This is a genomic window from Micromonospora sp. RTBAU3-60, assembly GCF_054963695.1.
Genome location: NZ_JBUEGB010000003.1, coordinates 142,026 through 159,523 on the forward strand (window position 1 = coordinate 142,026; position 17,498 = coordinate 159,523).

At 73.2% G+C, this 17,498-nt stretch carries 18 protein-coding genes; 8 read left to right on the forward strand and 10 right to left on the reverse strand.

Annotated features, from left to right (window positions below):
- Positions 1-138: 138 nt before the first annotated feature.
- Both ACY34I_RS04640 and ACY34I_RS04645 read left to right on the forward strand, forming a co-directional pair.
- Positions 139-1,290 (forward strand): cysteine desulfurase family protein, encoded by a 1,152-nt coding sequence (locus ACY34I_RS04640; protein WP_462752758.1) that lies wholly within the window; start codon positions 139-141, stop codon positions 1,288-1,290.
- Entirely contained in the window at positions 1,287-1,523 is a 237-nt protein-coding gene (locus ACY34I_RS04645; protein ID WP_462752760.1) for a sulfurtransferase TusA family protein, read from the forward strand. The genes ACY34I_RS04640 and ACY34I_RS04645 overlap by 4 nt, the downstream gene beginning before the upstream one ends.
- A 72-nt stretch (positions 1,524-1,595) precedes the next feature.
- Here the strand turns inward: ACY34I_RS04645 and ACY34I_RS04650 are convergent, their stop codons facing one another.
- The gene (locus ACY34I_RS04650; RefSeq protein WP_148802152.1) at positions 1,596-2,468 is read right to left on the reverse strand and encodes a M23 family metallopeptidase; all 873 of its coding nucleotides are present in this window, start codon (positions 2,466-2,468) and stop codon (positions 1,596-1,598) included.
- A gap of 86 nt (positions 2,469-2,554) precedes the next feature.
- Between ACY34I_RS04650 and ACY34I_RS04655 the strand changes: the two genes are divergently transcribed.
- Positions 2,555-4,609 carry an AfsR/SARP family transcriptional regulator gene (locus ACY34I_RS04655; protein WP_462752762.1) on the forward strand — a complete coding sequence of 685 codons (2,055 nt, stop codon included), beginning with the start codon at positions 2,555-2,557 and terminating at the stop codon, positions 4,607-4,609.
- Positions 4,610-4,669: 60 nt separating this feature from the next.
- On the opposite strand, the gene ACY34I_RS04660 is transcribed toward ACY34I_RS04655, so the two are convergent.
- The 4 genes from ACY34I_RS04660 to ACY34I_RS04675 form a co-directional block, all read right to left on the reverse strand.
- Positions 4,670-5,230 carry a P-loop nucleotide/nucleoside kinase family protein gene (locus ACY34I_RS04660; RefSeq protein ID WP_462752764.1) on the reverse strand — a complete coding sequence of 187 codons (561 nt, stop codon included), beginning with the start codon at positions 5,228-5,230 and terminating at the stop codon, positions 4,670-4,672.
- The gene (locus ACY34I_RS04665) at positions 5,227-6,204 is read right to left on the reverse strand and encodes a carbohydrate kinase family protein (RefSeq protein ID WP_462752766.1); all 978 of its coding nucleotides are present in this window, start codon (positions 6,202-6,204) and stop codon (positions 5,227-5,229) included. Before ACY34I_RS04665 ends, ACY34I_RS04660 begins: the two co-directional genes overlap by 4 nt.
- Before the next feature lie 220 nt (positions 6,205-6,424).
- On the reverse strand, positions 6,425-6,793 hold the full coding sequence (gene erpA / locus ACY34I_RS04670) for an iron-sulfur cluster insertion protein ErpA (protein WP_265008005.1): 369 nt from the start codon (positions 6,791-6,793) through the stop codon (positions 6,425-6,427).
- Between the two features lie 165 nt (positions 6,794-6,958).
- Positions 6,959-8,095, reverse strand: coding sequence for a glycerate kinase family protein (locus ACY34I_RS04675; RefSeq protein ID WP_462752768.1), 1,137 nt, complete (start codon positions 8,093-8,095; stop codon positions 6,959-6,961).
- A gap of 68 nt (positions 8,096-8,163) precedes the next feature.
- On the opposite strand from ACY34I_RS04675, the gene nadA reads away from it, so the two are divergent.
- The 3 genes from nadA (at position 8,164) to ACY34I_RS04690 (ending at position 11,593) form a co-directional block, all read left to right on the forward strand.
- Positions 8,164-9,339, forward strand: a complete 1,176-nt coding sequence (gene nadA / locus ACY34I_RS04680; RefSeq protein WP_462752770.1) for a quinolinate synthase NadA — start codon at positions 8,164-8,166, stop codon at positions 9,337-9,339.
- Between the two features lie 157 nt (positions 9,340-9,496).
- Entirely contained in the window at positions 9,497-10,909 is a 1,413-nt protein-coding gene (gene murA, locus ACY34I_RS04685; protein ID WP_255472519.1) for a UDP-N-acetylglucosamine 1-carboxyvinyltransferase, read from the forward strand.
- Between the two features lie 75 nt (positions 10,910-10,984).
- Positions 10,985-11,593 (forward strand): DUF3043 domain-containing protein, encoded by a 609-nt coding sequence (locus ACY34I_RS04690; protein WP_148802164.1) that lies wholly within the window; start codon positions 10,985-10,987, stop codon positions 11,591-11,593.
- A 42-nt stretch (positions 11,594-11,635) separates the two neighbouring features.
- Here the strand turns inward: ACY34I_RS04690 and ACY34I_RS04695 are convergent, their stop codons facing one another.
- Together ACY34I_RS04695 and ACY34I_RS04700 are read right to left on the reverse strand one after the other, a co-directional pair.
- Complete coding sequence (locus ACY34I_RS04695; protein ID WP_148802166.1) at positions 11,636-11,944, reverse strand: AzlD domain-containing protein; 309 nt, start codon at positions 11,942-11,944, stop codon at positions 11,636-11,638.
- Positions 11,938-12,729, reverse strand: coding sequence for an AzlC family ABC transporter permease (locus ACY34I_RS04700; RefSeq protein WP_462752773.1), 792 nt, complete (start codon positions 12,727-12,729; stop codon positions 11,938-11,940). The genes ACY34I_RS04695 and ACY34I_RS04700 overlap by 7 nt, the downstream gene beginning before the upstream one ends.
- Positions 12,730-12,795: 66 nt before the next feature.
- On the opposite strand from ACY34I_RS04700, the gene ACY34I_RS04705 reads away from it, so the two are divergent.
- Positions 12,796-13,356, forward strand: a complete 561-nt coding sequence (locus ACY34I_RS04705; protein WP_462752775.1) for a helix-turn-helix domain-containing protein — start codon at positions 12,796-12,798, stop codon at positions 13,354-13,356.
- 28 nt (positions 13,357-13,384) lie between these two features.
- On the opposite strand, the gene ACY34I_RS04710 is transcribed toward ACY34I_RS04705, so the two are convergent.
- Positions 13,385-14,353, reverse strand: coding sequence for an ABC transporter ATP-binding protein (locus tag ACY34I_RS04710; protein WP_462752777.1), 969 nt, complete (start codon positions 14,351-14,353; stop codon positions 13,385-13,387).
- 98 nt (positions 14,354-14,451) lie between these two features.
- On the opposite strand from ACY34I_RS04710, the gene ACY34I_RS04715 reads away from it, so the two are divergent.
- Positions 14,452-15,606 carry an RNA-guided endonuclease InsQ/TnpB family protein gene (locus tag ACY34I_RS04715; protein ID WP_462752779.1) on the forward strand — a complete coding sequence of 385 codons (1,155 nt, stop codon included), beginning with the start codon at positions 14,452-14,454 and terminating at the stop codon, positions 15,604-15,606.
- Between the two features lie 98 nt (positions 15,607-15,704).
- On the opposite strand, the gene ACY34I_RS04720 is transcribed toward ACY34I_RS04715, so the two are convergent.
- Together ACY34I_RS04720 and ACY34I_RS04725 are read right to left on the reverse strand one after the other, a co-directional pair.
- The gene (locus ACY34I_RS04720; RefSeq protein WP_462752781.1) at positions 15,705-16,517 is read right to left on the reverse strand and encodes an ABC transporter permease; all 813 of its coding nucleotides are present in this window, start codon (positions 16,515-16,517) and stop codon (positions 15,705-15,707) included.
- Complete coding sequence (locus tag ACY34I_RS04725) at positions 16,510-17,361, reverse strand: ABC transporter permease (RefSeq protein WP_462752783.1); 852 nt, start codon at positions 17,359-17,361, stop codon at positions 16,510-16,512. The genes ACY34I_RS04720 and ACY34I_RS04725 overlap by 8 nt, the downstream gene beginning before the upstream one ends.
- Positions 17,362-17,498 lie beyond the last annotated feature (137 nt).

Genomic DNA, 17,498 nt, shown 5'->3' on the forward strand with positions numbered 1-17,498 from the left:
GTTGGGGTCACTGTCCGCCCCCATCGGGGGGGTCCGGGGACGGGGCGGCACGATAGCGTCGGCAGTCGTGAGCGAGCGAACCATCAGGCTCAGGAGCGCGGCGCCTCGCGCCGCCGCGGAGCGGAGCGGGGCGGCGACGTGAGCACGTCCCCGGTCTACCTGGACGCGGCCACCGCCGCCCCGCTGCACCCGGTCGCGCGGCAGGCGTTGCTGGCCGCGCTCGACGACGGCTGGGCCGACCCCGGCAAGCTCTACACGCAGGCCCGCCGGGCCCGCCAGCTCCTCGACGCCGCCCGCGAGGCCGCCGCGCAGACCCTCGGCGTCCGCGCCGACGAGCTCTCCTTCACCCCCAGCGGTACGACCGCCGCCCACGCGGCCGTGCTGGGCGGCCTGGCCGGGCGGCGCCGGGCCGGGGCGACCCTGGTGCACTCCGCGATCGAGCACTCGGCGGTGCTGCACGCCGCGGAGCGGCACGTGGCGGCCGGCGGCGACGCGGTGCCCGTACCGGTGGACCGGCTCGGCCGGCTGGACCTGGACGCCTGGTCGGCGGCGGTGGCCGCGCCGGGGGTGGCCCTCGCGGCCCTGATCGCGGCCAGTCACGAGGTGGGCACCGTGCAGCCGGTGCCGGCGGCGGCCGAGGCGTGCGCGCAGGCGGGGGTGCCGCTGTACGTCGACGCGGCGCAGCTGGTCGGTCGGGCGCCGCTGCCGGCCGGCTGGTCGGTGCTGAGCGCCAGCGCGCACAAGTGGGGCGGGCCGCCCGGCGTCGGGCTGCTGGTGGTCCGCAAGGGCACCCGATGGGAGTCGCCGTTCCCGGCCGACGAGCGGGAGTCGGGGCGTACCCCTGGGGTGGTGAACCTGCCCGCGGTGGTGGCCGCGGTGGCGAGCCTGCGCGCGGCGGCGGCCGAGGCGGCGGCCGAGACGGCCCGGCTGGCGCCGCTGGTGGACCGGATCCGGGCCCGGGTGGCGGCCGAGGTGCCGGACGTGGAGGTGGTCGGCGACCCGGTGGACCGGCTCCCCCACCTGGTCACCTTCTCCTGCCTGTACGTGGACGGCGAGGCGCTGCTGCACGCGCTGGACCGGCGGGGCTTCGCGGTCTCCTCCGGCTCCTCCTGCACCTCGTCCACGCTCCGGCCGTCGCACGTGCTGGAGGCGATGGGGGTGCTGTCGCACGGCAACGTCCGGGTGTCGCTGCACCGGGACACCACGGCGGCGGACGTGGACCGCTTCCTCGCCGAGCTGCCCGGGATCGTCGCCGACCTGCGTGCCGAGGCGGGGGTCAGCGGGCTGTGAGCGAGCGGAGCGAGCCGGACGAGGTGCTCGACTGCCGGGGCCAGCGCTGCCCGCTGCCCGTGATCAACCTGGCCCGCCGGTTGCCCGAGCTGCCGGTCGGGGCGGTGGTCCGGGTGCTCGCCGACGACCCGGCCGCCGCCGTGGACATCCCCGCCTGGTGCCGGATGCGCGGCCAGGAGTTCCTGGCCGCGCACCCCGACTCCCCCGCCTACGACGTCCGCCGCATCCGCTGACGGCCCGTCACCCCGTCGACCAGGAGGTCCACGTCACAGGCGGCATGCCGCGAACAACACGGGGCGTCCGTGCTACCCGCAGTGCTCGAAGGGGGAGGTGTAGCTGGCGCCACCGGTGCTGCCGCCCCACTTCACGCAGCCCGGCGCGGTGCGGATGACCGGCCCGGCGTAGTACGAGTAGTTGCCGGAGTCCGTTGATCTCGTGCTGCCCTCCGGTTCGAGGAAGGCGCTCGTGGCGGTGGCCGTGCCGACGTTCGCCATCTTCAGGGTGACCACGCAGTTCTGGCTGGTGGAGCCGTTCCACAGCAGGTTGGTGGTGCCGGCCGAACCGAGCGGCTTCGAGTCGGTGACCTCGAAGCCGCCGCCGCACACCGCCGCCGGGTCGTACGAGGTGGCACAGTTCCTGCTGGTCACCGAGGCGTCCGGGTAGCCGAAGGTGGCGCCGTTGAAGACGGCCTTGATGATGTGCGACTGGGAACGGTCCGGGTAGCGCACCTCGTAGTGCAGGTGCGGGGAGATGTTGTTGCCCGACCTACTGGTGTTGCCGACGGCCCCGATGGCCTGGCCGCGCAGCACGGACTCGCCGGCGAGCACCGCCCGCTTGTCGAGGTGCGCGTAGTAGGTGTAGTACCCACCGCCGTGGTTGATCACGATCAGGTTGCCGTACCCGTTGGTCTCGCCCTGGTGCGCGGAGACCTCGACCGTGCCGGCGGCCGCGGCCACCACGGTGTCGCCGAGGTCCGCGGACGCGGTGGACCCGCGGTTGAAGTCGATCTCCCAGGACACGTGGGCGCTGCTGTTGCTGCTGTTGCCCTGCCAGGTCTGCCCGCACGGGAAGGGCAGCTGGAACGCCGGCGCGGCCTGCGCCGGGTTCGCGATCAGCAGGGTCCCCGCGATGCCGATGACCAAGGCGCTCACGGCCCGCAGCAGGTGGCGTAGTCGCATCTGGCCGTCCTTTCCGTAGGTGCTGTAGGCCCTCCAGGGTGGGCGGGGCTCCTCCAGGCCGACTCCACATTTCCTACAATCGATCGATGTCCGACCGGCCGTCGCCCCTGCCAGAAGGACTCGAGCTGCGCATCCTCGGTCCGGTGGAGTTGCTGCGCGACGGCATTCCCGTCCCGCTGGCCGGGGTCAAGCCCCGCCAACTGCTCGCCACGCTCGCCCTCCGCAACCAGCGCACGGTCGGGGTGGAGCACCTGATCGAGGTGCTCTGGCCGCAGGACCCGCCCCGCTCGGCGGTGGCCAACGTGCACACGTACGTCCACGCCCTGCGCAGCCACCTCGGCGTGGCCCGGCTGCGCCGGCAACCGCCCGGCTACCGGCTGCTGCTGGGCCCCGCCGAACTCGACGTAGCCCGCTTCGACGAGGACGAGCGGGCCACCGACCCGGCCCGGCTGGACGCGGCGCTGGCGCTGTGGCGGGGCGACCCGATGGAGAACCTGCCGCACTCGGCACTGTGGCGGCCCGAGGTGGAGCGCCTGGTCGAACGCTGGCGGCGGCTGCGGGAGCAGCGGGCCCGGGTACGCATCGAGTCCGGCGATCCGGCCGGGGCGGTCGCCGACCTGCGGGCGCTGGTGACCGAGGACCCGTTGCGGGAGGAGGCCTGGCGACTGCTGGTCACCGCGCTGGAGGCGACCGGCCGGCGGGCGGAGGCGCTGTCGACGTACTCCAGCGCCCGCCGCTTCCTGCTGGAGGAGTTGGGCATCGAGCCCAGCGAACCGCTCCGCCGGTTGCACCGCAGCCTGCTGACCGGTGGTGCGCCCGCGGCCCGGGCCGAGTCGCCCCGGTTGGACGGTGTCGCGGCCACCATGCTGCGGGGGTTCGCCCTGCTCAACCTCGGGCCGGCACCCGGCTGGGTGGCGGCGGCCCTGGTGGACCGGGACGACGCCCAGGCCGTAGTGGACAATCTGGAGCTCGGCCGGCTGGTCCGCCGGGTCGGCCGGGACGAGCTGGGGCAACCGCGGTTCCGGCTGTCGATCGCGGCCAGCCTGCTGGCACCGGAGCTGCCCGAGCCGGCCGACGAGGCGATGCTGTGCCGGGTGCTCGGCGGCTACCTCGACCTGGCCGGGCGGGCCGCGCGGGGCCTGCCGGCCCAGGTCTTCGGCCCCGGGGTGAGCGTCGCGGCCCGCTGGCCGGTGCCGGCCGCCGCGGAGCTGACCAAGGACCCGGTCGCCTGGTTCACCGTCGAACGGCAGGCCCTGCTCGCCGCCGTCGACCTCGCCGCCCGGCTGGGCCGCTCCGCACTGGCCTGGGAGTTCGCGCACGCCATGCTGCCCTGGTGCGACCTCGGCGGCCACAGCGCCGAGTGGGAGCAGAGCCATCGCACCGCGCTCGACGTCTGCCGGCGCACCGGGGACCTGCTCGGCGAGGCGGTGAGCCTGCGCGGTCTCGGGCAGCTGCACCTCTACCGCGACCATTACGGCGCCGCCGCCGAGGCGTTCAGCCGGGCCCGGCTGGCGTACGCCCGGCTGGGCAACACGTACGGCGAGGCGGGGGCCCTGGCCGGGCTGGGCTCCGTGCACCGGCTGCGCGGCGACCACGACACCGCGTACGACTGCTACCAGCAGGCGCTGGCGTCCTACCTGGCGGTCGGCGATCAGCACGGCCAGGCGTACGTGCAGGGCGCGCTGGCCCAGGTGTGGCTGGCCCGCCGGAACCCGGCCGAAGCGCTCCGCGCGCTGAACGCCGGCCTGCCGCTGGCCACCGAACTGGACGACCAGCACCGGGTGGCGCACCTGTTGCACCGGCTCGGGCTGGTCCGGGTGGCGCTCGACGAGACGGTGGCCGCCCGCGACTGTTTCACCGCCGCGCTCGACCGGTTCACCGCCCTCGGCGACACGCACGGCCAGGCGTACTGCCTCAGCGACCTGGCCGAACTGGAGCACGGTGACGCGGCGATCGCCGGCCTCGGCCGGGCACTGGAGATCTTCGAGCAGATCGGCGACCGCCGCGGTCAGGAGCAGACCGCTCGGCGCCTCGGTGAACTGCACCACGACGCCGGGCGGGGACGGCTCGGCGACGCCTACCTGGCCGAGGCTCGCCGGCTGCGCTCCATCGTCGAGGACGAGATGACCCGCGCCGGCTGAGCGGCCCCTTCGCAACGCCACGGGCAGAGCAGGGGCATCTTGTTGACACCCGCGGCGGGGTCAGCGGAGGTAGGCGAGGATGCCCGGCAGGGGGTCGGTGTCGACGGCGGTGTCCACCACCAGGCGGGGGCCGATGATCGGCTCGTACTCGGCCCGGCTGACCAGGGTCTGCTCCCAGCTGGGCAGGTGCTCGTCGGGCAGCCGGGCCTCGACCCGGCGGCGGTGCTCCGCCTCGTCCCCGCAGTGCACCTCGATCATCCGCAGCGGCACGCCGGACCGCTCGGCCAGGTCGTGCCAGATTCCCCGGGCGCTGGCCACCGGGTTCACCGCGTCCACCACCACGCTCAGCCCGAGCCCGAGCTGCACCTCGGCCAGCCCGGCGACCGCGCCGTACACGGCCAGCTCGGGGACGTCGCCGACCAGCCCGTAGCGCTGCAGGGCCCGCTCCACCGGCTCGACCGGCAGGACCGGGGCGTGCAGGGCGGCACCGACCCGGACGGCGAGGGTGGTCTTGCCCACGCCCGGCAGCCCGGCGAAGGCGACCAGCACCGGGCCGCCCACACCCGGGCGGACCGCGTCGGGGGCGACCCCGCCGTCCGGGCCGGGTACGCCGGAGGTCACGGCAGCAGGTGCGGCCGGACGTCGTCGGCGGCCGCGTCCCCGTACGACTCGGCGAGCCGCTTGACGAACAGGTCAGGGCGAACCTGGTACTCCTGCGTGCCGACGGTCTCCAGCACGAGGGTGGCCAGCAGCGAGCCGACCTGGGCGGACCGCTCCAGGCCCAGCCCCCAGGAAAGGGCGGCGAAGAACCCGGCCCGGAAACCGTCGCCGACGCCGGTCGGGTCGACCGCCTCGATCTCCCGGGCGATCGGCACGTGGATGGTCTCGAAGTCCCGGCCGGCGATCTCCGCGCCGTCCTTGCCCAGCGTGGTGACCCGGACCTTCACCCGGTCCAGCAGCTGCGCGTCGGTCAGGCCCGCCTTGCTCAGCAGCAGCGACTTCTCGTAGTCGTTGGTCATCAGGTAGTCGGCGCCGTCGATCAGCCCGAGCACGTGCTCGCCCTCCATCCGGGCGAGCTGCTGGGACGGGTCGGCGACGAACGGGTAGCCGCGCTCCCGGCACTCGGCCGAGTGGCGGATCATCGCCTCCGGGTCGTTGGCGCCGACCAGCACCAGGTCCAGGCCGTTGAGGCGCTCCGCCACCGGGGCCAGCTCGATGTTGCGGGCCTCGCTCATCGCGCCGGCATAGAACGAGGCGATCTGGCACATGTCGGTGTCGGTGGTGCAGACGAACCGGGCGGTGTGCGCCACCTCGCTGATGTGCACCGACTCGCAGTCCACGCCGTGCCGCTCGAGCCAGGAACGGTAGTCGGCGAAGTCGGCGCCGACCGCGCCGAGCAGCACCGGGCGCAGCCCGAGCTGGGCCATGCCGAAGGCGATGTTCGCGGCCACCCCGCCGCGGCGCAGCACCAGGTCGTCCACGAGGAACGACAGCGACACCTTGTGCAGCTGGTCGGCGATCAGCTGCTCGGCGAACCGGCCCGGGAAGCTCATCAGGTGGTCGGTCGCGATCGAGCCGGTCACGGCGATCTTCATGTCAACCCTCGGGGTCGGGAGCACGGCGCGGGTCAGCCTACCGGTCGCTCCGCCGGGGCGGACGGGGGTCGGTCGACAACCGGCCATACTCCGCACGTACGAAGGTCACCGCGCGGACACGTGCCGGCGGGAAAGACAGCACGGCGGGACCACCCGGTGAGGGGCGGTCCCGCCGTGTCCGTATGTCATCCGGCGGCCCGTGGGGCCGGCCGGCGTCGACTCAGCTGAACGAGTCGCCGCAGGCGCAGGAGTTGCCGGCGTTCGGGTTGTCGATGGTGAAGCCCTGGGCGTCGATCCGGTCGGCGAAGTCGATGGTCGCGCCGGCCAGGTAGGGGGCGCTCATCCGGTCGACGACGACCTCGACACCGTCGTAGTCGGTGACGATGTCACCGTCGAGCGACCGCTCGTCGAAGAAGAGCTGGTACCGCAGGCCGGAGCAGCCGCCCGGCTGCACCGCGATCCGGAGCCGCAGGTCGTCGCGGCCCTCCTGCTCGATCAGGGCCTTGACCTTCTGCGCCGCGACGTCGGTGAGGACGACGGTGCTGGGGGCCTTGGCCTCGGTCGACTCGGTCTGCGCTGGCGTGGTCACGTGGAAATCTCCCTGCGCGCTATGGGTCCGGACGCACTGGCCAACATTTCCTGTCGCCCAGTCATTCCCGGTGTGGTCCAGATCCGATCGTACGCCGCCCCGCGGTGCGTCACCTCCGGTGGCGTGATCCCTGCCGGGTGAGCCGCGCCGCAGGCCAGACAGCGGTCACCGGCTCCACTGGCGGGCGAGTCGGGCGCCGAGCGCGCGCAGCCCCTCGGCGGGGCGGTCCATCGCCGCCGCCACCCCGCCGCGCTCCTCGCCGCCGAAGTGCTCCACCAGGCTGTACGTCTCGGTCACGCCCGCCGCGGCGGCCTCCCGCCGCCCGGTGCTCACCCGTCCCGCCAGCACCACGCACGGCACGCCCCGGTCCCGGGCGGCGTTGGCCACCCCGGCGACCACCTTGCCGCGCAGCGACTGGTGGTCGAAGGAGCCCTCCCCCGTGACCACCAGGTCGGCCGCGTCCAGCGCGGCGTCCAGCCCGATGGCCCGGGAGACCAGCCCGATGCCGGACTCACACCGGCCGCCGAGGGCGAGCACCGCCGCGCCGAGCCCGCCGGCCGCCCCGGCGCCGGGCAGCCCGGCGAACCCCGGCGGGCAGCCGGGCAACTCGCGTTCCAGCACCCCGGCCCAGCGCTCCAGCGCGGCGTCCAGCAGCAGGACGTCCTCCCGGGTGGCGCCCTTCTGCGGGCCGTAGACGTTGCTGGCGCCGTGCAGCCCGAGCAGCGGGTTGTCCACGTCGGTGGCGGCGACCAGGGTGACGCCGCGGACCCGGGGCGCGCCGTCCAGCGCGGCCACCGCGCTCAGCGCCGCTCCGCCGTACGGCAGGGCCCGGCCCGCCTCGTCCAGTGCGGTGACGCCGAGCGGGATCAGCATCCCGGCGCCCCCGTCGTTGGTGGCGGAACCGCCCAGCCCGATCACCAGGGTCCGCGCCCCCGCCTCGACCGCCGCGGCCACCAGCAGCCCCAGCCCGTACGAGGTGGTCGCCTTCGGGTCGCGCTCGGCGGCCGACAGCAGGTGCAGCCCGCACGCCTGGGCGCTCTCCAGGTAGGCGGTGCCGTCGTCGGTGAGCAGGATCTCACCGGCGGCGGGACGGCCGAGCGGGTCGACGGTCGGCACCGGCAGCCGCCGCCCGCCGAGCGCCTCGGCGAGCACGGCGACGAACCCGGGCCCGCCGTCGGCGAGCGGCCGGAGCAGCACCTCGTCGTCGGGCGCCACCGACCGCCAGCCCTCGGCCACCGCGGCGGCCACCTCCTGGGCCGGCAGCGTGCCGGCGAACTTGTCGGGGCAGAGCAGCACGCGCATGCCGAGCAGTGTGGCAGGCCACACCGACGGCGGCCGTACGCCGGTGGCGCTGTGGGAGCATGGGGGGCGTGACTTCGACCTGGGTTGAGCCCTCCAACACCGCCACTGCGCTGCTGCTCCTCGGCCGCGGCAGCGACCCCGCCACCGAACGTGGCGTGGAGTGTCCGGGTGACCTCCCCGCGCCGAGCGACCCGGACCTGGTGGCCCGGGCGGCGGCGGCCAAGGCCGCGCTCGGCACGAAGGTCTTCGTCCTCGGCCACCACTACCAGCGCGACGAGGTGATCCAGTTCGCCGACGTGACCGGCGACTCGTTCAAGCTGGCCCGGGAGGCGGCGGCCCGCCCGGACGCGGAATACATCGTCTTCTGCGGCGTGCACTTCATGGCCGAGAGCGCGGACATTCTCACCTCGGACCGCCAGCGAGTGATCCTGCCCGACCTCGCCGCCGGCTGCTCGATGGCCGACATGGCGGTGCTGTCGCAGGTCGAGACGGCCTGGGACGTGCTGACCGAGCTGGGCGTGGCGCAGGACACCGTCCCGGTGACCTACATGAACTCCTCGGCGGACATCAAGGGCTTCGTCGGCCGGCACGGCGGCGTGGTCTGCACCTCGTCGAACGCGAAGCGGGCGCTGGACTGGGCGTACCAGCAGGGGTCGAAGGTGCTCTTCCTCCCCGACCAGCACCTGGGCCGCAACACCGCCGTGCTGGAGATGGGCTTCTCGCTGGACGACTGCGTCCTCTACGACCCGCACAAGCCGAACGGCGGGCTGACCCCGGAGCAGCTCCGCGACGCGAAGATGATCCTGTGGCGCGGGCACTGCTCGGTGCACGGCCGGTTCACGCTGGACAGCGTCAACGACGTCCGGGAGCGGGTGCCGGGGGTCAACGTGCTGGTCCACCCGGAGTGCCGGCACGAAGTGGTCACGGCCGCCGACTTCGTGGGCTCGACGGAGTACATCATCAAGACCATCGAGGCGGCCCCGGCCGGCACGGCGTGGGCGGTCGGCACCGAGCTGAACCTGGTCCGCCGGCTGGCGCTGGCCCACCCGGACAAGCAGATCATGTTCCTGGACCGGGCGGTCTGCTACTGCTCGACGATGAACCGGATCGACCTGCCGCACCTGGTGTGGGCCCTGGAGGAGCTGGTGGCCGGCCGGGTGGTCAACCAGATCACGGTCGACCCGGACACCGCGCACCACGCCCGGGCCGCGCTCGACCAGATGCTGGCGCTCCCCGGCGCTTGATCACCCTCGGTCACATCACTGGCACGGAAACGCACGGGACACCCCGGTTCGTGCCCTCGCTGGTGATGTGACCGATTCCATTTTCGTCACGGAGGGCTATGCTGCCGGGGCGACGACACACGCGGGCGGTTTTCCCGTGGCCGCATTGCGGGTAGCGATGCACATCGTGAGCCCCGACCATCTGCACGGCAGTACCAACGCGCTGGAGGTTGCGTTGACCGACGACGTCCTGGTCGTTCACGGAGGCACTCCGCTGGAAGGGCGGATCCGCGTGCGCGGCGCGAAGAACCTCGTATCCAAGGCGATGGTCGCCGCCCTCCTGGGTGACACCCCCAGCCGGCTGTTCGACGTGCCGCGGATCCGGGACGTCGAGGTGGTCCGCGGGCTGCTCGGCCTGCACGGGGTCAAGGTCAGTGACGGCGAGGAGGACGGCGAGCTCGTCTTCGACCCGTCCAACGTCGAGAGCGCCAGCACCGACCAGATCAACGTGCACGCCGGCTCCAGCCGGATCCCGATCCTGTTCTGCGGCCCGCTGCTGCACCGGCTCGGCCACGCGTTCATCCCGGACCTGGGCGGCTGCCACATCGGTCCGCGCCCGATCGACTTCCACCTCCAGGCCCTGCGCGAGTTCGGCGCGACGGTCGACAAGCGGCCCGAAGGGCTGCACCTGTCCGCCCCGAACGGGCTGCACGGCACGAAGTTCGCCCTGCCGTACCCGAGCGTCGGCGCCACCGAGCAGGTGCTGCTCACCGCGGTGATGGCCGAGGGCGTCACCGAGCTGCGCAACGCCGCCGTGGAGCCGGAGATCATCGACCTGATCTGCGTGCTGCAGAAGATGGGCGCGATCATCAAGGTGCACACCGACCGGGTGATCGAGATCCAGGGCGTGCCGAAGCTGCACGGCTACACCCACCGGCCGATCCCGGACCGGATCGAGGCGGCGAGCTGGGCCGCTGCGGCGCTGGCCACCCGCGGCCACGTCGAGGTGCTGGGCGCCCAGCAGGCCGACATGATGACCTTCCTGAACATCTTCCGCTCGGTCGGCGGCGAGTACGAGGTGACCGACCTCCGGCCGCCGCGGGCCGGGCAGCCGGGCCAGGAGGGCGGAATCCGGTTCTGGCACCCCGGCGGCGAGCTGAAGTCCGTCGCCCTCGAGACCGACGTGCACCCGGGCTTCATGACCGACTGGCAGCAGCCGCTCGTGGTCGCGCTGACCCAGGCCCGCGGGCTGTCGATCGTCCACGAGACGGTATACGAGCAGCGGCTCGGCTACACCACGGCACTCAACTCGATGGGCGCCAACATCCAGGTCTACCGGGACTGCCTGGGCGGCACCCCGTGCCGCTTCGGCCGCCGCAACTTCAAGCACTCCGCGGTGATCGCCGGCCCGAGCAAGCTGCACGCGGCCGACCTGGTCATCCCGGACCTGCGGGCCGGTTTCAGCCACCTGATCGCGGCCCTCGCCGCCGAGGGCACCTCCCGGGTGTACGGCGTCGACCTGATCAACCGGGGCTACGAGGACTTCGAGGCCAAGCTGGCGGACCTGGGCGCACACGTCGAGCGTCCGTAACATCACACCGTCTTTCTTCGCGCCCGGTGCACCCGCGATGTGCACCGGGCGCGGCCGTTTGGCTACCCTTCACGAGTGCCGTCGCTGTTTCGTCGTAAGCCCGCCGACCTCGTCGAGGAGTCCGTCACCACGGTGACGACCGACGAGGCACCCGCCGCTGCCCGTTCCCGGGGCTACACCCCGAGCAAGAAGGAGCTGGGCGTGGCCACGCCGAAGCGGCCCACCGCCGGCCGCCGGCCGGGCGCGCCGACCAAGCCGCTGACCAAGGAGGAGGCGCGGGAGCAGCGCCGGGCGGCCCGCGCCGAGGCGGCGGCCGAGTTCCGTCGCGAGGGCGGCCCGCGCGACCGGGGCCCGGAGCGGCTGCTGGCCCGCAACGTGGTGGACTCCCGGCGTACCGTCGGCACCTGGTTCTTCGGCGGCGCGCTGATCGTGCTGCTCGGCTCCAACCAGGCCATGCCGCCGATCGTGCGGCTGATCTCCAACCTGCTGTGGGGCGCGCTGGCGCTCGGCCTGGTGATCGACTCGATCCTGATCTCCCGCAAGATCAAGAAGCTGGTCCGCGAGCGCTACCCGAAGAGCACCGAGAAGCTCGGCTCGCTCTACTTCTACGCGATCATGCGGTCGATCACCTTCCGCAAGATGCGTGCCCCCGCGCCCCAGGTGAACATCGGCGACAAGATCTGACCCGTCCCGGCCCCTTTCCCGCTCAGGCGGGGAGGGGCCGTGTCATGCCACCCCGAGCAGGCGCAACAGCGCGGTCGTGCCGGCCGCCGCGACCACGACCAGCACGAAGGGTGCTCGCCGCCAGGCGAGCGCCAGCCCGACCAGCACCCCCGCGGGCCGGGCGTAGCCGGCGAAGCCGCCGGCCTCGGTCAGCGCCGCGGTCGCGGCGAGGGCGGCCAGCAGGGCGGCGGCGCCGACCGGCAGCAACTGCCGGGACCACTCGGGCAACTCCAGCCGGTCGCGCAGCAGCACCCCGGTGACCCGGAAGCCGTACGTGCCGACGGCCAGGGCGAGGATCACGGCGATCAGCACGACGCCTCCCCGGCCCGGACGACCTGCCCGGCGTCGTCGGCGCCGCTCGGCGCGACCCCGTCCGTCCCCGAACCCGCCGAGGCCGTCCCGTCGGGCACCGAGTCGGCGCCGGCTGCACGGCGGCTGCGGAGCGCCGGCACGACCACGGCGGCGAGCGCGAGCAGCACCGGCATCCCGGCCGGCAGCAGCGGAGTGGCCAGCACCGCCAGCCCGGCGCCGGCCAGCGCGACCCGGCGGGTGTCCCGGTCGCGCAGGCTCGGCAGCAGCAGGGCGGCCAGCCCGGCCGGGAAGGCGGCGTCGAGGCCCAGGGCGCCGGGGTCGCCCACCGCGCCACCGGCGAGCACGCCGAGCAGGGTGCCCACGTTCCAGGCCAGGAAGAGCAGCGCCCCGGCGAGCCAGAACGCCCGGCGTCGCCCGGGTCCGGCCGGTCGGGCCAGGGCGAAGGCGGTCGCCTCGTCGGTCATCAGGTGGCTGCCGAGCAGCCGCTGCCAGCGCCGCTGGCCGAGGGTGCCGCCGAGGGCCAGGCCGAACGGCAGGTGCCGGGCGTTGAGCAGCAGGCCGGCGAGGACCGCAGCGAGCGGGCTGCCGGCGGCGACCAGGCCCACCGCCATGAACTGTGCGCCCCCGGCGTAGAGGAACACCGACATGGCGAGGGCCGCCCAGACCGGCAGGCCGGCGGCCACCGCCACGGCGCCGAACGAGGCGCCCACGGCGAAAATGGCCGCCCCGATGGCGGCGACGTCGCGGAGCACGCCCCGATCGCCCGTTCGATTTGCCGTACGCATGTCCATTATCCTGAACGGGACCGCACGCGTTCGTCAAACCGAACAAACCGACCTCTGGAGCGAACAATGGCCGTCGACCCCGCTCCCCCGCTGGCCACCATCGCAGCCGCCCTGCGTCGCGAGCGCGACCGGGCCGGGATCTCACTGACCGAACTCGCCCGCCGGGCCGGCATCGCCAAGTCCACCCTGTCGCAGCTGGAGTCCGGGGTCGGCAACCCGAGCGTCGAGACGCTGTGGGCGCTGGGCGTGGCGCTGGGCGTACCTTTCAGCCGGCTGGTCGAGCCACCCACCGCCGCCGTCCGGGTGATCCGCGCCGGCGAGGGTCCGCGGATCCGCTCCGAGCACGCCGACTTCTCCGCCACGCTGCTCGCCGCCGGCGCCCCGCACGCCCGCCGCGACGTCTACGTGATGGAACTGGAGCCCGGGGCGGTCCGGGTGGCCGAGCCGCACACCCCGCGCAGCGTCGAGCACGTCGTGGTCGCCGCCGGGCGGATGCGCGTCGGCCCGGAGTCCGACCTGGTCGAGCTGGGGCCGGGCGACTACGCCACGTTCCCCGGCGACGCGCCGCACCGGTACGAGGCCCTGGCCCCGGGGACCTTCGCGGTGCTGGTGATGGAGCACCCGTGAGGCGGTGGTGGCCCGGTCACCATGGCCGTCAGCCGACCTCAGCGGGGGCGCGGTAGAGCCGGGCCACGACCTCCTCGATGTCCGGCTCGACGATCGCGATGTCGCGCAGCGCTGCCAGGCCGGCCAGCCCGGCCACCACCTCGGCGACGGTCGCCGACTCCAGCGCGAACACCAGCCGGTGCCCGTCCGCCTCCACCCGCTGCAGCGGCGCGCCGGGCAGCGCCGGCGGCTCGGGCAGCGCGGTGTCCAGCTCGGCGACGACCATGCGGCGGGAGCCGTACCGGCTGTGCAGGGCGGCGATCGAGCCGTCGTGCACCACCCGGCCGTGATCGATCACCACGAGGCGCCGGCAGAGCCGCTCGATGTCGGCCAGGTCGTGGGTGGTGAGCACCAGCGTGGTGTCGCCGGCCCGGCCCAGCTCGGCCAGGAAGCCCCGAACCGCCTGTTTGCTCACCACGTCCAGCCCGATGGTCGGCTCGTCGAGGAAGAGCACCTCCGGGCCGTGCAGCAGCGCGGCGGTCAGCTCGCCGCGCATCCGTTGGCCGAGGGAGAGCTGCCGGACCGGGGTGTCCAGGAACTCGTCGAGGTCGAGCAGGCTCCGGCACCGGGCCAGCCGGGCCGCGTGCTCGCCCGCGGGCACCCGGTAGACGTGCCGGAGCAGCTCGAACGAGTCGCGCAGCGGCAGGTCCCACCAGAGCTGCGAGCGCTGGCCGAAGACCACGCCGATGCGCAGCGCCAGCCGGGTCCGCTCGGCCACCGGGCGCAGCCCGCACACCCGGGCCTCCCCCGCCGACGGCATCAGCACGCCGGTGAGCATCTTCAGCGTGGTCGACTTCCCCGCGCCGTTCGGGCCGATGTAGCCGAGCATCTCGCCGCGCTCGACCCGCAGGTCGACCCCGTCGACCGCGGTGACCGTCCGCCGCTCCCGGCGCAGCCGCCCGACCTTCACCCGGACGGTGAACTCCTTGCGCAGCCCACTCATCTCGATGACGCTCATCAGAATTGCGGCGTGTAGACCCGACCCTTTAGGGCCGGGAGGAAACGCCGCTCCCTCCGTTCCCATGGTTGTCTTACGTGGACGGTAAATTGTGAGGCGTGGGTGATGTGGTGAAGCGGGCGTACAAGTACCGCTTCTACCCGTCCCCTGAACAGGCTGGTCAGCTGAACCGCACCTTCGGGTGCGTGCGTCTGGTGTACAACCGGGCGCTGGAAGCCCGTACCCGGGCGTGGGCGGTTGACCGCCGCCGCACCGCGTACGTGCAGTCCTCGGCGTGGCTGACCGAGTGGAAGCGCACGCAGGAGTTGGCGTTCCTGAACGAGGTGTCGTCGGTGCCGTTGCAGCAGACGTTGCGGCACTTGCAAGCCGGGTTCGCGGCGTTCTGGGACAAGCGGGCCCGGTACCCGAGGTTCAAGTCCAAGCGCAAATCTAGGGCGTCGGCCGAATACACCCGCTCCGCATTCCGCTGGCGTGACGGCCGGCTCACTCTAGCCAAGATGACCACCCCGCTGGACATCGTGTGGTCGCGGCCCCTGCCCGCCGGGGTGGAGCCCTCCACGGTCACCGTGTCCCGCGATGCTGCGGGCCGCTGGTTCGTGTCCCTGCTGGTGGAGGACCAGACGGTGCAGCCGCTGCCGCCGGTCGCGGGGGAGGTGGGTGTGGACGCAGGTATCACCAGCCTGCTCACCCTGTCCCACCCGATCAGCGGGGTAAGCGACGAGCAGGGCAAGGTGGCTAACCCGCGTTACGGGCAGGCCGACCGGCGGAAGCTGGCCAAGGCGCAGCGGAACCTGGCCCGCAAACAGGAGGGCTCCCACAACCGGGCGAAGGCCCGATTGAAGGTGGCCCGGATTCATGCCCGTATCGCCGACCGGCGTCGGGACCACTTGCACCAGCTGACCACTCGACTCGTCCGTGAGACCCAAACGGTCGCGATCGAAGACCTCAGCATGCGCAACATGCTCCGCAACCGCCGCCTGGCCCGCGTCATCTCTGATGCGGCCTGGGGTCAGTTCCGCAGCATGCTGGAGTACAAAGCCCAGTGGTACGGGCGTAAGGTCATCCCCGTCAACCGGTGGCTGCCCACGTCCAAAACCTGCTCGACCTGTGGTCGGATCAACACCACACCCTCAACGAGCGCGTCTGGACGTGCCCGGGTTGCACAGCCGAGCACGACCGGGACATCAACGCTGCGCGCAACATCCTCGCCGCCGGGCTGGCGGAGAGGTAAAACGCCTGCGGAGCTGATGTAAGACCTCAAGGGAAAATCCTCCCGGAAAGGCAGTCGGCGATGAAACAGGAAACCTCACGGGTGACCGTGAGAATCCCGACCTCCAGGGCCGGGAGGATGTCAAGACCCCGTACTCCGGTAGTGGCGGATCCCGACGCGCCAGGCCAGGGTGGCGATCGCCGCGGCGACCAGCGCGACGCCCGGCGCGGCCCAGCCGACCCAGGCCGGCAGGCCGAGCGGGTCGGCCCGGCCGAGCAGCGCCAGCGCCGGGTGGTAGCTGACGAAGGCGAACCCCATCCCGTACGCGAAGAGCGCGCGGAACCAGCCGCCGTAGACGGTGATCGGGTACGAGGTGAAGTCGCGCCCGCCGTAGGTGACCGAGTTGGCCAGCTCGCCCGAGTCGACCCAGTAGAACGACACAGTGGCCGTGGTGACGAAGACCGCGCCGAAGAAGACCACGGCGGCCAACGGGGCGACCACCGCCAACGCCGCCCGCCCCGGCGTCCACTGGATACCGGCCGAGGCGAGCGCCACCACGAGCACGGCCAGCCCGAAGACCGCCCGTGACACCTTGCGCAGCGGGAGGTCCATCAGCAGCAGTTGGGGCAGCGCGGCCAGCGGGCGGACCAGCACGGCGTCGAAGAGGCCGGTGCGGACGTACCGGGGCAGCCGCTCGATGTTGCCGACCAGCAGATCCGCGGTGGCGAACGCGAACGACGACTGGCCGACGATCACCAGCGTCTCGCGGAGCGTGAAGCCGCCCAGCTCGCGGGTGACCCCGAAGAGCACCAGCACGGTGACCACGTCGAACACGGTCGCCCCGACGTTGCCGACCAGGTCCACCACGAACGACGTTCGGTACGCGGCCTGCGACCGGGCCTGCGCGCCGAGCAGCGCCCGGTATGCCTGCACCACCTGCCGGTGTTCACCCACCCTGCACCACCATCCGGTGCTCGGCCAGGCGCTGCACTAGGCGGCACAGGGCGAGCAGCGCGACGGCCCAACCCAGCTGCACCCCGACGAGGCCGAGCTGCGTCGGCGGCGGATCCCGCTCGACCAGCACGTCGAGCGGGATCTGGAGCAGGCTCGGGAACGGGGTGCCGTAGCGCAGCGTGGCCTCCAGCCAGCCGGGCAGGAAGCCGAGCGGGAAGTAGAGGCCGGCGAGCACGCCGGAGCAGAGCGTCCAGAGGATCAGCGGGCCCCGGACGTCCTGCAACCAGTACGCGGTGGCGTTGACCAGGTAACGGCAGCCGAAGCAGACCACCACGGCGAGCAGCACGGAGAGCGCGAACAGCGGCAGGGTGGCCCAGCGGCGCGGCAGGTACACGTCGAAGAAGAGCAGACCGATCAGCACCGGCGGGAGCAGCCGGGACAGCGAGGCGAACCCGGCGCGGCCCAGGTCGGTGGCGAGGTAGCTGGTCACCGGGTGGACCGGGCGGAGCAGGTCGGCGGCGATCTCCCCGGTCCGGATCCGGTCGGCCAGCTCGGTCCAGCCCCAGATGGCGACCACCGCCAGCAGCCCCTGGCCGGCCCAGACGAAGGTGGCGAGCTGGGCCCGGTCGTAGCCGGCGACCTGGCCCGCCGCGCCGGCCGCCGCGAGGAAGATGTAGTAGCGGAGGAAGCCGAAGACGCTGTTGGTGACCACACCTGCCACGGCGGCCTGGCGGTAGGTGGCGTGACGCCGAAACCCAGATCCCACTATGGCGCTGAATGTCCGAAACCATCGGGTAACGTTTGAGTCCGTGGGCGGTGCCACAGTGGCGGTGACAGAGCCCACGCCGCTACCCTCCTTCCGCAGCCACGACGTGCCGGACCGGGCGACTCTACCGGCGCGTCGGGCGCCCAGCGCGACAATTTCCAACGAGGTGACATCGCCGTGAGCGAGCGACGCGAGCCGGCCCCGGGGCCGCGCCG

What these genes read in the sequence shown, in the direction of transcription:
- ACY34I_RS04650 (WP_148802152.1), bottom strand. Translation starts at nt 2,468, where the DNA reads ATGCGACTACGCCACCTGCTGCGGGCCGTGAGCGCCTTGGTCATCGGC.
- murA (WP_255472519.1), top strand. Translation starts at nt 9,497, where the DNA reads ATGCACATCGTGAGCCCCGACCATCTGCACGGCAGTACCAACGCGCTG.
- ACY34I_RS04665 (WP_462752766.1), bottom strand. Translation starts at nt 6,204, where the DNA reads ATGAAGATCGCCGTGACCGGCTCGATCGCGACCGACCACCTGATGAGC.
- ACY34I_RS04700 (WP_462752773.1), bottom strand. Translation starts at nt 12,729, where the DNA reads ATGCGTACGGCAAATCGAACGGGCGATCGGGGCGTGCTCCGCGACGTC.
- ACY34I_RS04655 (WP_462752762.1), top strand. Translation starts at nt 2,555, where the DNA reads ATGTCCGACCGGCCGTCGCCCCTGCCAGAAGGACTCGAGCTGCGCATC.
- ACY34I_RS04710 (WP_462752777.1), bottom strand. Translation starts at nt 14,353, where the DNA reads ATGAGCGTCATCGAGATGAGTGGGCTGCGCAAGGAGTTCACCGTCCGG.
- ACY34I_RS04675 (WP_462752768.1), bottom strand. Translation starts at nt 8,095, where the DNA reads ATGCGCGTGCTGCTCTGCCCCGACAAGTTCGCCGGCACGCTGCCGGCC.
- ACY34I_RS04705 (WP_462752775.1), top strand. Translation starts at nt 12,796, where the DNA reads ATGGCCGTCGACCCCGCTCCCCCGCTGGCCACCATCGCAGCCGCCCTG.